Source organism: Cellulosilyticum lentocellum DSM 5427, from assembly GCF_000178835.2.
In the GTDB taxonomy this organism is placed as follows: domain Bacteria; phylum Bacillota; class Clostridia; order Lachnospirales; family Cellulosilyticaceae; genus Cellulosilyticum; species Cellulosilyticum lentocellum.
The window spans coordinates 1,730,094-1,744,354 of the sequence record NC_015275.1 but is presented as its reverse complement, the minus strand read 5'-3'; the positions used below and the strand labels follow the sequence as shown (position 1 = coordinate 1,744,354).

General features: G+C 34.9%; 11 protein-coding genes. 3 read left to right on the top strand and 8 right to left on the bottom strand.

Translation table 11 applies throughout. The annotated features are described in order from the left end of the window. Positions 1-76 precede the first annotated feature (76 nt). Positions 77-946 carry a methionyl aminopeptidase gene (locus CLOLE_RS07960; protein WP_013656583.1) on the bottom strand — a complete coding sequence of 290 codons (870 nt, stop codon included), beginning with the start codon at positions 944-946 and terminating at the stop codon, positions 77-79. A 336-nt stretch (positions 947-1,282) separates the two neighbouring features. On the opposite strand from CLOLE_RS07960, the gene CLOLE_RS07955 reads away from it, so the two are divergent. Both CLOLE_RS07955 and CLOLE_RS07950 read left to right on the top strand, forming a co-directional pair. Continuing rightward, positions 1,283-2,251: a DHH family phosphoesterase gene (locus CLOLE_RS07955; RefSeq protein ID WP_013656582.1), complete on the top strand. Its 969-nt coding sequence runs from the start codon at positions 1,283-1,285 to the stop codon at positions 2,249-2,251. A 23-nt stretch (positions 2,252-2,274) separates the two neighbouring features. Beyond that, positions 2,275-3,480: a cation diffusion facilitator family transporter gene (locus CLOLE_RS07950; RefSeq protein WP_013656581.1), complete on the top strand. Its 1,206-nt coding sequence runs from the start codon at positions 2,275-2,277 to the stop codon at positions 3,478-3,480. A 121-nt stretch (positions 3,481-3,601) separates the two neighbouring features. Here CLOLE_RS07950 and CLOLE_RS21765 read toward each other — a convergent pair whose 3' ends face one another. Further along, a complete protein-coding gene (locus CLOLE_RS21765) occupies positions 3,602-4,402 on the bottom strand; it encodes a potassium channel family protein (protein WP_013656580.1) in 801 nt (266 codons plus the stop codon). Positions 4,403-4,662: 260 nt separating this feature from the next. Between CLOLE_RS21765 and CLOLE_RS07940 the strand changes: the two genes are divergently transcribed. Next, the gene (locus CLOLE_RS07940; protein ID WP_013656579.1) at positions 4,663-6,405 is read left to right on the top strand and encodes an ABC-F family ATP-binding cassette domain-containing protein; all 1,743 of its coding nucleotides are present in this window, start codon (positions 4,663-4,665) and stop codon (positions 6,403-6,405) included. Positions 6,406-6,532: 127 nt separating this feature from the next. On the opposite strand, the gene CLOLE_RS07935 is transcribed toward CLOLE_RS07940, so the two are convergent. The 6 genes from CLOLE_RS07935 to CLOLE_RS07910 all read right to left on the bottom strand — a co-directional run bounded on the left by CLOLE_RS07935 (position 6,533) and on the right by CLOLE_RS07910 (position 14,246). Then, entirely contained in the window at positions 6,533-8,272 is a 1,740-nt protein-coding gene (locus CLOLE_RS07935; RefSeq protein ID WP_013656578.1) for a hypothetical protein, read from the bottom strand. A gap of 243 nt (positions 8,273-8,515) precedes the next feature. Further along, positions 8,516-9,649 (bottom strand): carboxynorspermidine decarboxylase, encoded by a 1,134-nt coding sequence (gene nspC / locus CLOLE_RS07930; RefSeq protein WP_013656577.1) that lies wholly within the window; start codon positions 9,647-9,649, stop codon positions 8,516-8,518. A gap of 10 nt (positions 9,650-9,659) precedes the next feature. Then, positions 9,660-10,859 (bottom strand): saccharopine dehydrogenase family protein, encoded by a 1,200-nt coding sequence (locus CLOLE_RS07925; RefSeq protein WP_013656576.1) that lies wholly within the window; start codon positions 10,857-10,859, stop codon positions 9,660-9,662. Positions 10,860-10,899: 40 nt separating this feature from the next. Further along, a complete protein-coding gene (gene speE, locus CLOLE_RS07920; protein WP_013656575.1) occupies positions 10,900-11,742 on the bottom strand; it encodes a polyamine aminopropyltransferase in 843 nt (280 codons plus the stop codon). Between the two features lie 21 nt (positions 11,743-11,763). After that, complete coding sequence (locus CLOLE_RS07915; RefSeq protein WP_013656574.1) at positions 11,764-13,215, bottom strand: aminotransferase class I/II-fold pyridoxal phosphate-dependent enzyme; 1,452 nt, start codon at positions 13,213-13,215, stop codon at positions 11,764-11,766. A 584-nt stretch (positions 13,216-13,799) separates the two neighbouring features. Beyond that, entirely contained in the window at positions 13,800-14,246 is a 447-nt protein-coding gene (locus tag CLOLE_RS07910; RefSeq protein WP_013656573.1) for a GNAT family N-acetyltransferase, read from the bottom strand. Between the last annotated feature and the right edge of the window lie 15 nt (positions 14,247-14,261).

The following is a 14,261-nucleotide window of genomic DNA, read 5'->3' as shown; positions in this document are numbered from 1 at the left end:
AGAAAGGAGAGCGTAGCTTCTTAAATATAAGATTGCTACGCTCTCCTTTGTTCTATAAAAACTATTTTTCTATATTTTAATAGGCAATGATTTCTATGCCTGTTTCTGTAATATGGATAGTATGCTCCCACTGTGCTGAAAGTGAATCATCTTCTGTATAAACAGTCCATCCATCTTCGTCATCAATATAGACGCGATAATCACCTGCATTAATCATTGGCTCTACCGTTAAAGTCATCCCTGGTACAAGCAGCATTCCTTCTCCTTCTTCTCCTACATGAGGAACAAAAGGTTCTTCATGGAATAGCTTTCCTATACCATGTCCACCTAAATCTATTACGACAGAGCATCCATTTGCTTCGGCACAAGCTTGTACTGCAGCCCCAATGTCTCCAAGATGTCCCCAAGGTTTAATAGCCGCTATACCTACTTCTAGGCATTTTTTAGCTACCTCTACAAGCCTCCTGGCCTCTTCACTGACTTCACCAATCATATACATTCTAGAAGCATCAGCAAAATAACCATCTACAATAGTGGTTACATCCACATTCACAATATCGCCTTCTTGTAAAATGGTTTCTTCTGAAGGAACACCATGGCAAACTACATTATTAATAGATACACAAACACTCTTTGGATAGCCTTCGTAATTAAGAGGTGCTGGAATACCACCATGACTTACTGTATACTCATGAACTAATTGATTAATTGCTTCTGTAGACATACCCGCTTTAATCTTTGTGCCTACTAAATCTAGTATAGCATTATTAATCTCGGCAGCTTTTTTCATACCTTCAATATCAGCTTGTCCTTTGATAATTTCTCTAGGCGGCACTTCCTCACCTTGTAATTCTAAATGTTTAAGCTTTTCATCAAAGCTTAAATGACACTTTTTATATTTTTTCCCACTACCACACCAGCATGGGTCATTACGGTCAATTGACATCTTTTTACTCCTCCCTACTAGATAAGTTTTCTCTTACCATCAGTCCTTATTATATACCTGTTTTGAAAAATTTACACGTTTTCTTAGAAATCCTACTAGAATCTCTTTTAGGAGTGGTTTATACTAAAAGCAATTGTTCTACATATAAGTCACGTAAAATGCCATAATACTTATGACGGCTTTGACATTTCATACAGCCCTATTGAATTGTATCATTACACATCTTAGAAAAAATCAGAAAACAATATGGTATAAAGTTACTTTTTTGAAGATGGCTGATTGATACATTTTACTATTATTTGTAGAATATGATTAAAACTTATAGGAGATTAAAATATGATTAAACATTTTTCACATAATGATTTAGATGGATATAGTTGTGTACTTTTAGCACAATTAGCTTATGGACCTAACGAAGTGAGTTTTGACAACTGCTCTTATGAAGATATTAATGAGAAAGTCTCTCTTTATATTACTAATAAAGACTATTTAAATTATGAACATTGCTATATTACAGATATCTCTATTACCAAAGATTTAGCAGAAACGATTCAAAGCTTGATTGACACTACTGATAGTGACCTATCTGCTTCACATTTTCAGCTTATTGACCACCACCTTTCTGCTACAGCCCTAGAAGTTTTCCCTTGGTGTCAAGTACGTATTCAAGATGAAGCAGGTATTAAATGTAGTGGTACTTCTTTATTTTTTGACTATCTTAAAACACATGCATCAAGTAAGCTACTTCTAAATCCTCTTACAGCTGCTTATGTTGAAAAAGTAAGACGTCTAGACACTTGGGATTGGCAACCTTTAGGAGATCTTGAAGCAAAACAGCTCAATGACTTATTTTCTATTTTAGGTAATGAACGCTTTATGACTTATTGGTGGGAACGCCTTCAAACAGATGAGGGATCTTTTACTTTCGATGAAACGCAACAGCTTCTTTTAGAAATTCGTCAAAATGAAATTGATAAATATATTGAGGCACGTAACGAAGAAATTATTGAAAAAACAATTTTAGGTTATAAAGCAGGAATTGTTTTTGCTAATCGTTTTCAAAGTGAACTCGGTAATAAGCTAGGGGAACTCCATCCAGAATTAGACTTTATTGCTATGATTAATGTGGGCGGCGGTGTTTCCTGCCGTACTGTCAAAGATAATGTGAACCTTGCTACAGATATTACAGAAGTTTTCGGTGGTGGCGGTCATGCAAAAGCTGCTGGTATGCCAGTTCCTCCTTCTATTAGAGAACTGGTTATTAATACTTTATTTCACTTGACAGAGGAAAATAAAGCCAAGTAAAACAAGTGAATGGAGGGAGATTTATGACAAAAACGCTTATTAAATGTTTTATAAAAAATTACGAAGATATTACTAATCCTAAGGTGCGAGAAGCTTATGGAAATTTAGGAAGTATGGTTGGTATTATTGCTAATCTTATCTTATGCTTAAGTAAAATGGGGATTGGCCTACTCTTTAAAAGTATGGCTATCTTTGCCGATGGTATCAACAACTTATCAGATGCCGGTTCATCAGTAGTAACTCTCATTGGCTTCAAGCTTTCTGCAAAACCAGCAGATGAAGACCATCCTTTTGGTCATGCACGTATTGAATATATTTCAGGTATGATTGTTTCATTTATTATTTTACTTTTAGGTTTAGAACTTATTCGTTCATCTATCAGTAAAATTTTAAATCCTGAACCCATTTTATTTAGCCCTATCTTAATCATGGTATTAGTCTTTTCTATTATGGTCAAACTTTGGTTAAGTCGCTTTAACCGCATACTGGGTACTAAGATTCAATCTACCACAATGATTGCTACAGCCACAGATAGCCGTAATGATGTTTTAGCTACAAGTGCTGTACTTCTCGCCACCATCATTTCCTATTTTACAGGTATTAACCTGGATGGTCTAATGGGAGGAGTAGTAGGCGCTTTTATCTTTTATTCAGGTATTTCACTCATTAAAGAAACTACAAGTCCTTTACTAGGGCAAGCACCTGACCCTGAGTTTGTAAATGCTATTCAGACCAGGCTCCTCAGCTATAAAGAAATTACTGGCTTTCATGATTTAGTCATCCATAGCTATGGGCCTAACCGCTGGTTTGCTTCTGTCCATGCAGAAGTACCTGCAGATGCTAATTTACTTCACTGTCACGATATAATAGATAATATTGAACGTGACCTTCAAAGAGAAATGGGGATTGATATGGTCATTCATATGGATCCTATTGTCACTAACGACCCTGTTATTAATGACTTAAAAGCACAAGTTAAAGAATTCGCTAAAACTATAGACCCCAGACTTTCCATTCATGATTTCCGTATGGTCATGGGCCCTACTCATAGTAATATTATTTTTGATATTGCTATTCCTATAGGTTTTAAGCAATCACCTTCTGAGTTAGCTAAAGCTTTAGATACAGCTATTAAATCAATTAATCCAGACTACTATACAGTCATTACAGTAGATACCAATTACATCTCAACCTCTATTGCTTCACACATAACCAATCAATCTTCTTAGCTAGGTAAGTGTATTCCTCTTTGGGCGTACACTCACTTATCCTAATAACATATCCTTTAAAAGAGCTATAAGGTGCACGCCTCCTTTGACAAGGTAGTGCTTCTATAGCTCTTTTACTATTTTATCTTTCATCTACTGCTAAGATTGTTGCTATAAACATTCCTGAAAATAGCATGCCAGAAAGAGCAATCATTATGGTGAGTACCTTAGCCAAAGTTGTTTGAGGGTAAACATCCCCAAACCCAACTGTAGTAAACGTAATCACCAGATAATAAAATAAGTCCACCGCACTTTGCTGATTAAAGGTTTCAGCTTGTATAAAATGATGAATTCTAGAGTGTCCTGTAAACTGAACCAGAACTAATAAGGTATAAAGATTACTTAAAATAATAACCAGCCATGCAATAATACTCTTTACCTTTAATGCTTTTCCTCTTTTTGTATCTGGCTTATAAGGTACTTCGCCTGTTATAAAATGAAGCATTTCTAAATACACCATGACAACACTTGTAATAAGTGCCATAAAAGCTACCTGTCTTGTAATAACCGTATTAATTGTTGAAAAAAACATCAAAATCACAGTAGGTATTAAAATAGAAAATGCAATATCAAGTGTCATGCTCATTAAGTATTCTTCCAGCCACAGTGTAAAACTGATAAGTAGTTTTAGTAATAAACTATACATTACAAACGCTAGTAAAAACACAATGCTTTTTTGAATTTCACCTTCTTGTTTTAAGACCTTACCAATACTTAATAAAATCACAACACCCTTTTGCAGCAAATCTATCATTTGATCTTGCCAACTACCTTCTACCCAAAAGAATTCCTTCACTACATGTTTCAAAGATAATTGCTTACTTTTTGCCCCTACTATTAATTGCCCCACTAGTAATATTAACAATATAAGAACAAGGTACATAGTCTTCCTCCTAGCTTATCCACCTTGCTTCATTATATTCCACCTTCGTCCTAGTCATGCACATCTATCTGTTTCTTTCATAGCTCCTTCGAAACGAATAGATTGATAGTAATCCTAAAAGATGTTATACTACTAAAGCAAATTCACAAAACAGATTTACATACAAAAATGAGTAAAAAATTGTAGTTTATAAAATAATATATCGAAGCGCTTATTTTGATAGGCTCTTTTTTAGTAGCAAAGACAAGAAAGGACATTCTATGATAAACGTTGATAACTTATCCTACTCTTTTCCCCAAAAAGATCTCTTTAATCATATTTCATTTACATTAGAAGAAGGTCAGCACTGTGCTTTTATAGGTGTAAGTGGTAGTGGAAAAAGCACCTTGATTGATTTAATCATGAACTCAGAAAAATATATGTTCGAGGGTGATTTAGAAATAACACCTGACTGCCGCATTGGTTATGTGAGTCAGTTCATTGAACCTACACAAACAAAAGATATGACTGTATTTGAGTATATAGGCGGCCCATGTATTGGGTTACAAAATGAATTAACAGCCATTTGTACTGAAATGGAAACCTCTTCTGATATTGAGGCCTTACTTGAAAAGTATCAAGAAACGTTAGATGCTTTTGAAGCACTTGGTGGAGATGATTTTGAAAGTAACATTAATAAAAAATTAAATTTAGCTGATCTTATGAATCATAAAGACCTAATGGTTTCTCAGCTAAGTGGTGGCGAATTCAAGCTTGTTCAGGTTATTAAGGAAATGCTCAGTAACCCACATTTAATGATTATGGATGAACCAGATGTATTTTTAGATTTCGAAAATCTTAACGCCCTTAAAAACCTTATTAATGCCCACAAAGGCACACTTCTTGTCATCACCCATAATCGCTATCTACTCAATTATTGCTTTAATAAGATTATTCACTTAGAAAATAAGGAGCTACAAGAATTTGACGGTAACTATATGGATTATAACTTCTCACTCCTTGAGAAAAAGATTGAACTACAAGAACTGGCTCAAGCTGATACAGAAGCCATTGAACGAAATGCTCAAGTTATTGAGAAACTTAGAACTGCCGCAACGAATCTAGCTGACCCTTCTAAAGGAAAATCTCTAAAAGCTAGAGTAAAGCTTCAAGAACGCTTAGAAGCACGCAGAATAAAAGCACCTTTTGTTTATATCAAAGAGCCTGCTATTCATTTAGTTACTGACCATGAAACAGACCCAGAAACCACCATTTTAAAAGTAACGGATTTCAGCGTTGCCTTTGAAGAAATACTTTTAGAAAATGTCAGCTTTGAAATTAAATCCACTGATAAAGTAGCCATCATTGGCGCTAATGGCACTGGAAAAACGACTTTACTACGAGAAATTTTTAAGAATGATCATCCAAGCATTGCATTTAACCAAGGCACTGAAGTGGCTTATTTATCTCAACGCCAAGGTGAAATGCTCGATGAGTCTCATACGATTCTTGAAGAATTCCTAGCACTTGGTTTTAAAAATGCTGATGAGGTGCTCTCTCATGTTATAAACTATGGCTTTGAAGAAGAAATGCTTTATCAAAGAATTGAGGCTTTATCTGGTGGAGAAAAGAATCTCCTTCAATTAGCCAAAATTGCAACAAGCCATGCAAACCTACTGCTATTAGACGAGCCTACAAGTCATTTAGACACCTACTCACAATTAGCTCTTGAAAAAGCTCTTGGAAATTATAATGGTGCTATTCTTATGATTTCACATGACTTCTATTCTATCGTTAACTGTATGGATTACGCCTTAATCATTGATGATAAGACCATCAGAAAAATAAGTATGCGTAAATTTAGAAAAATGATTTATGCAAGCCATTTTGATAAAGACTATCTAGAACTTGAACAAAAGAAAAAGGCGCTTGAAACAAAAGTAGCTCTGGCTTTAAAAGATAACGATTTTATACGTGCTAAAATACTATGTGACGACTTAGAAGCACTGATTAAGCTATTTTAAATTATGATAAAAGGCCTCATTGAATCCCTACGATTTAATGAGGCCTTGAAATTTAAAATTAAATTTCCGAAAATCCTTCATATACCTCTGTATACTTAGGATTCCCTAACTCCTAATAATTTTTAAACTACTTTACTTGTTCTCCATTTACAAATAGTTTATAACCATTTGTTTCAATCTGACTTAAGTCACCCGTGAATTCAGTAATATAAGAATCTCCTGTGAGCACCCATTTACTACTGTCATCTATTGTAACTGTGGTTGCTCCTGACATATTTTCAGTATTTATTGATCCTGTAAATTGTGTTCCTTGTTGTAACGTTAGATCTAATATAGAGATATCATCTACACGGATTTTACCATTCATCACTTGATTGGTTGCAATAAAGGTACAATCACCACCATTACTTCCTTGTGTTCCCCAACCTCTTGAACTTGTATTTCCAGATACATTAAGAAGTGTATCTGTTGCTAGAGTAAGTGCAACATTTGTTAATTCCACTGTACAAGTTGTATTGGTAATATAAATCATATCACCTTGGTTAGCTGTGATACTACCATTTTTTGCAGTAAAAGTTGAGTGTCCAATGGCAGCATCACCTGACATACTTTGATAAATCATGATATTGTGTACGCTATCATTTTCATCAAGATTACTACTATCCATATTACCTGTTACATTACAGTTTTCAAGAGCTATAGAGTTCTTACCTTCTATTACAAGTGCTTCAGAATTATTAGCTACAAGTGTAGCATCAGCTACAGAAATATCAGCTGTAGAATAGATCGATGGACTACCAGTACCATTTGTTATATAGCTTCCACCTAATACTTTTACAGTACCGCCTCCTCTATCACTACGAATAGCCGCAGCTGAGTTACCTTTTGTCTCAATTTCTAAGTTAGTAGCATTCATAGTGCCACCACCTGTAGTTTGAATACCACCTGAATTATTACCTGTTGTATGAATGACACTATCTGATACATTAACAACAGTTCCTTCCCCATAACTAAAAATACCATTTCCATTTGTTACCGTTGTATTGACTGTACTATTTTTAATAGTCGCCTCTGCTCCGTTTGTTACAAGTAAGCCAGCATTTTGTCCATAAAAATCACCATTTTCAGTGTTAGAAGAGTTTCCTTGTGTTTTTTCTACTGTAATACCATCTAAGGTTACTTTTGCATTGTCAACACGTAGTGCATTTTCATCATCTCCAGTAGAAATATATCTTCCATTTGTTATATTTTTATCCGTATCAATTGTATTAGCCGATGTACCTTGAGTTACAGTATTACTTCCACCAAAGCCTCCCCCTGCATTAAGATTTTTGACAATAATGCTTTTAGCTATATGATCATCATTAAGTGCTACTTCTAAAATATCATTGACACCAATTTGATCAAGAGTACCTTCTTGTGTTCCCTGTAACATTTCTATTGTAATTTCTGTGGTATCATCAATAGTAAAATTAATAGTTTTCTGGGAAGCACTAAATGATTGCATACCACCTCCATGAGATGGTGGCGTATTATTTGTCATTGCCTCACCATCAGGTAATGCAGATGGTATACTCTCTGCCTTAGTCTCTCCATCAGGTAATGCAGGTGGCCCATCTCCTGTCACCGTCTCTCCATTGGGTAGTGCAGGTGGCCCATCCTGTGTTAACTCGCCAGTTACTGCCGTTATTGTATGGTCTGTAATATTTTGAACCTTAACGACATATACTTTTTCTTCTTTGTTTTCTTGCAAAGTAGTGGCTTCTTGAGTACTTTGTGCTTCATAAGTTGTATCTGTAATACAACCGCCTAAAAGACTCGTTGTTACCACTAAAGCTAAAATAGGTGCTACTTTTTTAAAATTCATTTTAACATGCTCCCTTCCATAACCTTAATCAACTTTACAAGAATAGTTTAATATACAAAGCTTAATTTAACCTTAATTTTTATACGATGATTTATCAATTTAAGTGCAACAGCTCTTCCATAAATGATGCATATGTAGTTCCCTAATCTAGGCATTTACATGCCTAGCATTGATTAATAGTTTTATATTCTCTTTTAAGAAAAAAACCTTCAAATCCATCGGATTCAAAGGTTTTCTTCTTCATTATAAACGTGATTTAAAATCCTCATAGCCAAAGCTTTTAATGATTTTAAATCCTTCTTTTTCACTATAAAGTACAATACTTGGAAGATTAATTCCATTAAAGGTATTATTCTTAACCATGGTATAGTGTGCCATATCACAAAATACTAGTCGGTCACCCTCTTTTAGTGGTGCGTCAAATGAATAATCACCTATCACATCACCAGCTAGACAAGTCGCACTGCCTAGACGATAGGTATAAGCTTTTTCTCCTGCTAGGCCACTGCCAATAATCTGTGGTCTATAAGGCATTTCTAGTACATCAGGCATATGACAAGCTGCTGAGGTATCTAAAATTGCAATATCTATATCGTTATGAAGTGTTTCTAAAACCGTACTTACTAAGTACCCTGTGTTCAAAGCCACTGCTTCTCCTGGTTCTAGATAAACCTCTATATCATAGGTTTCTTTAATATGCTTAATGCACTTAATGAGCTTTTCTAAATCATAGTCCGCTCTTGTAATATGATGGCCACCACCAAAGTTAATCCATTTCATTTGATGAAGATAAGCGCCAAACTTCTCTTCTACCACTTTTAAAATACGTTCTAGGGTATCTGAATTTTGTTCACACATAGCATGGAAGTGTAAACCTTCAATTCCTTCTAGATCTTCACCTTCAAAATACTCTAAGGTAATCCCCATACGTGACTTAGGGGCACATGGATTATAAATTTCTGTTTCCACTTCGGCATATTCAGGGTTAATACGCAGTCCACAGCTAATCGTTTTTCCTGCTGCTTTTACCTTTTCTTTGTATTTATTCCACTGGCTAAAGGAGTTAAACACAATGTGATTACAATAATGCATAATCTTATCGAATTCTTCTTCTTTATAAGCCGCTGCATAAATATGAACTTCTTTTCCCATTTCTTCATAGCCAAGCCTAGCTTCATGAAGAGAACTTGAAGTCACACCACTTAAATATTGGGCTATTAGAGGGAAGGTTTCATACATAGAAAAAGCTTTTGTCGCTAAAAGGATACGGCAACCTGCTTCTTCTTCTACCTTCTTTAAAATCTCTAGATTCTTTATTAAAAGACGTTCATCTACCACATAACAAGGGGTAGGTACTTTTGTAAAATCTAAATCCATAGTCATCTCCTTACTCTACTAAATCAGGAGCAAAAGATTCTTTCCATGGTAAGCCCCACTTATTAAGTGCTTCCATAAATGGATCTGGATCAAACTCCTCGACATTATATACACCTGGTTTCTTCCATTTACCTTGAAGAAGCATCATCGCTCCAATCATAGCTGGTACGCCTGTTGTATAAGAAATGGCTTGTGAACCCACTTCTTTATAGCATTCTTCGTGGTCACATACATTGTACACATAATATTGCACAGGTTTCCCATCTTTAACGCCTTGGCATATACAACCAATATTGGTTTTACCTTTTGTTCTAGGTCCTAAAGATGCTGGATCTGGTAAAATAGCTTTTAAGAATTGAAGAGGTACAATTTGCTGACCTTCATACTCAATAGGTTCAATAGAGGTCATTCCTACATTTTCAAGGACTTTAAGGTGTGTTAAATAGTTTTGTGAGAAAGTCATAAAGAAACGGATACGCTTAATCCCTGTGATATTAAGTGCAAGTGATTCTAACTCTTCATGGTGTAATAAATACATATCTTTATCCCCAATTTCTGGGAAGTTATACACTCTTTTAATCTCCATTGGCTCTGTTTCTATCCATTCACCATTTTCAATATAGCTTCCTTTAGCTGTTACTTCACGGATATTAATCTCAGGATTAAAGTTAGTTGCAAAAGGATAGCCATGATCTCCTGCATTGGCATCTAAAATATCAATATAGTGGATTTCATCAAAATAATGTTTAAGTGCGTACGCTGAGAAGACACCTGTTACACCTGGGTCAAAACCACAACCTAAAATAGCCGTAATTCCAGCTTTTTCAAATCTTTCTCTATAAGCCCATTGCCAGCTATATTCAAACTTAGCAGTATCTAAAGGCTCATAGTTAGCAGTATCTAAATAATGTGTTTTAGTAGCTAAACAAGCATCCATAATGGTTAAATCTTGATAAGGTAATGCCACATTGATAACAATATCTGGCTTATAATCATTAATAAGGGCAATAAGCTCATCAACATTATCAGCATCTACCTTAGCCGTTGTAATCTTTGTTTTACCCCCATCTAATTTTTCCTTGAGGGCATCGCACTTTGATTTGGTACGACTTGCAATACAAATTTCTTCAAATACTTCCCAGTTTTGTACACACTTATGTACTACGACACTAGCAACACCGCCAGCTCCAATAATTAATGCTCTTCCCATCTCTTAATCATCTCCTCGTTATGTATTTATTCTTTACTCATTATTTTAGTAACTTTTTAACGTAATTTGGCATAGCAAAGCTTCCTCTATGTACCTCAGTATTATAATATTGTGTCTCTATTCCTAACTCGTTCCAAGCCTGAGCATCTAAATCTTTTATTGGATCATACTTCTTAGAAGCAAACCCAAAAAGCCAGTGCCCTGATGGATAAGTAGGAATATGGGCACTATAAAGCTTAGTAATAGGGAAAAAACTTACAATCTTCTCATGTGCTTTCCTTAATGAATTAGCATGCATTTGATAGTAAGGACTTTCATGCTGATTCACTAAAATCCCATCTTCCTTCAAAGCTTTATAGCAATTACCATAAAACTCTTTTGTAAATAGCCCTTCTCCTGGGCCAAAAGGATCTGTAGAATCTACAATAATTAGATCATACTCTCCTTCTATATGACGGATATATCTAAGGCCATCTTCATAAAAAATATGAACTCTTGGGTCATCTAAGCCACAAGCTGTTTGCATCAAGTGCAGTCTGCAAGCTTCTACTACCATTTCGTCTATCTCTACTAAATCAATATGTTTTATTCCTTCATAGCGAATCAGTTCCCTTACCGTACCACCATCACCACCACCAATGACTAACACTTTTTTAATCTTTGGATTTGTAGCCATAGGCACATGAACAATCATATCATGATAAATGAATTCATCCTTTTCAGTAAGCATCATACATCCATCCAAGGTTAAAAAAGTACCAAATTCATATGAATTCATCACATCTATACGTTGGTACTTACTTTGCTTCGCATAGAGGTGACGATCTACCTTAATCGAAAAACGAACATAAGGGCTATGTTCTTCTGTATACCATAACTCCATTAAACTCGCTCCTTTCGCCTCTTACTCTTTCACCACATTGATATGCTCAATATGAATGTCTTCTGTTCCTGTTAGGAAGCAGCCTTTCATTTTGGCATAGTGAATATAATCTAAAATCTCTTTTGTAATTCTTTCACCTGGCGCTAGTATAGGAATGCCAGGAGGATAGCACATAACAAACTCACTACAAATATAACCTGTACTATCTTCTATTGGTATAGACCTCTTATCTGCGTAAAAAGCTTCTTGAGGTGTCATTGCCACCTGTGGATTAATATATTCATGATCTAGCATACCTGATGGACTTTTAAGATAACGCCTTTTCGTTTCTGCCAATGCTGAGATAAGACGCTCTATAGCTAGATCTGTATCCCCTACCGAAATAATAGCTAACACATTACCAATATCCCCAAATTCTATTTGTATATCATAATCATCTCTAAGAACATCATAAACCTCAATGCCTGCAAGGCCTATATCTCTTGTATGTATGGATAACTTAGTTACATCAAAATCAAATATTGTGTCTCCATTAATAAGTTCCTTACCAAAAGCATAATAACCACCCATTTTATTAATTTCTTCTCTTGCATAACTCGCTAATTCTATCACCCTATCAAAAATCTCTTTGCCATTTAAAGCAAGATTTTTTCTGGAAATATCAAGTGAAGACATCAATAAATAAGAACCACTTGTGGTCTGCGTTAAATTAATAATCTGACGTGTATAACCTTCACCTACGTTGTTATTGATCAGTAAAAAAGAACTTTGCGTTAAAGACCCACCTGTTTTATGCATACTTACTGCTGCCATATCTGCTCCTACGCTCATGGCTGAAACAGGTAATTCATCATGAAAATAAAAATGTGTACCATGCGCTTCATCAACTAACACTAGCATACCATATTCATGAGCTAGCTCTGTAATACGCTTAAGAGGTGAACAAATGCCGTAATAAGTCGGATTATTAATGAGCACAGCTTTGGCATCTGGATTTTCTAAAATAGCAGCTTTAACATCTTCATAGGACATGCCCAAAGGAATTCCTAATTCCTTATTAACCCCCGGGTTCACATAAACAGGAACAGCGCCACATACAACTAAAGCATTAATGGCACTACGATGAACATTCCTAGGCATAATGATTTTATCCCCTCGCTTGCATGCTGTCATCACCATAGCTTGTACGGATGAGGTAGTTCCTCCTACCATAAAAAAAGCATGTTTTGCTCCAAAAGCCTCTGCTGCTAATTGCTCAGCTTCTTTAATCACTGATACTGGATGACATAGATTATCTAAAGGCTTCATGGAATTGACATCAATTTGCATACAAGATTCACCTAAGAACTGTGTAAGTTCCTTGTTCCCTCTTCCTTGTTTATGACCTGGAACATCAAAAGGTACAATACGCGTATCCTTATATTTTTGTAAGGCCTCATAAATAGGCATACGTTCTTGAGAACTTTTATACATCATTCATTTTCCTTTACAAATATATTTTTCCCGCTATTTGTAGTGTATGTAATATTAAGTTATTTGTTTAGTAATAATAGATAACCCCATCTAACACACACGTCCTACAGCTTGTTATACCATAGGCTAACACCTATTTATGGATTTCGTTACACATTGTACAATAGACAAAAAAAAATAGCAATACCTTATCTTATTTTCTCTAACTATTTTGTTTATACATACTAAACTTTTGTTCAGTATTTTTTATTTATCTGAAAAGTTATCCTTTTTGTTTTTTTAATTACTTTTCTTCTAGCACTTCATAATAGTGACTTTTTAGTTGCTACTCATCTGTACGGGGCTTTGTCTATTTTTTAGAATATTTTTTTTTGTTTTTTTCGTTTTACTGTGCTATTTAAGCAAAATATTAGTTATTTTTCTCTCCTATTAACATCATAGAGGATAATATCTTTATTTTATAAAATTAATGTTCATCATTCAGAAGCAATGCTGCATCATATAAAAGCAGTACAAGAATCTCCTCTAGATAGAGATACTTGTACTGCTTCTGCTTAATATATCTTTGACTTATCTACTTTATTTTAATTATCCTTTTTTAGACGATAGATCATAGGTGTATATCTTAAGCCATCAGTGACTTGTTCAATATCACTGTCGATAAACCCTAAATGATGATAGACTTTCACAGCAAAAGGAGAGGAATTAACTGTCATATTACCAGAACTATTATCCAAACAAGCTTTTTCAAATAACTGTTTTCCAATTCCTTTTCTATGATACTTGCCATCTACAAAAAACAAAGCAATGTGATTTCCATTGCTACGAGTCGCAAGAATACCCATGAGTTTAGTATGTTCAAATGCTCCATATATTCTAAGCATTTTTATATATTCAGTGTCGTGCAATGAATCATAAAACGATTTTATTCCTTGCTCAGAATAATCAGGGCCTTCATATTCCTGAAAAACTGTCCAAGCTAATTGTAATGCCATTTCATATTCATTTGATAAAAGTTCTCTTATTTCCACATTTTTGCTCCTTAA

What these genes read in the sequence shown, in the direction of transcription:
- nspC (WP_013656577.1), bottom strand. Translation starts at nt 9,649, where the DNA reads ATGGATTTAGATTTTACAAAAGTACCTACCCCTTGTTATGTGGTAGAT.
- CLOLE_RS07925 (WP_013656576.1), bottom strand. Translation starts at nt 10,859, where the DNA reads ATGGGAAGAGCATTAATTATTGGAGCTGGCGGTGTTGCTAGTGTCGTA.
- CLOLE_RS07950 (WP_013656581.1), top strand. Translation starts at nt 2,275, where the DNA reads ATGACAAAAACGCTTATTAAATGTTTTATAAAAAATTACGAAGATATT.
- CLOLE_RS21765 (WP_013656580.1), bottom strand. Translation starts at nt 4,402, where the DNA reads ATGTACCTTGTTCTTATATTGTTAATATTACTAGTGGGGCAATTAATA.
- CLOLE_RS07955 (WP_013656582.1), top strand. Translation starts at nt 1,283, where the DNA reads ATGATTAAACATTTTTCACATAATGATTTAGATGGATATAGTTGTGTA.
- CLOLE_RS07940 (WP_013656579.1), top strand. Translation starts at nt 4,663, where the DNA reads ATGATAAACGTTGATAACTTATCCTACTCTTTTCCCCAAAAAGATCTC.
- CLOLE_RS07960 (WP_013656583.1), bottom strand. Translation starts at nt 946, where the DNA reads ATGTCAATTGACCGTAATGACCCATGCTGGTGTGGTAGTGGGAAAAAA.
- CLOLE_RS07935 (WP_013656578.1), bottom strand. Translation starts at nt 8,272, where the DNA reads ATGAATTTTAAAAAAGTAGCACCTATTTTAGCTTTAGTGGTAACAACG.
- speE (WP_013656575.1), bottom strand. Translation starts at nt 11,742, where the DNA reads ATGGAGTTATGGTATACAGAAGAACATAGCCCTTATGTTCGTTTTTCG.
- CLOLE_RS07915 (WP_013656574.1), bottom strand. Translation starts at nt 13,215, where the DNA reads ATGTATAAAAGTTCTCAAGAACGTATGCCTATTTATGAGGCCTTACAA.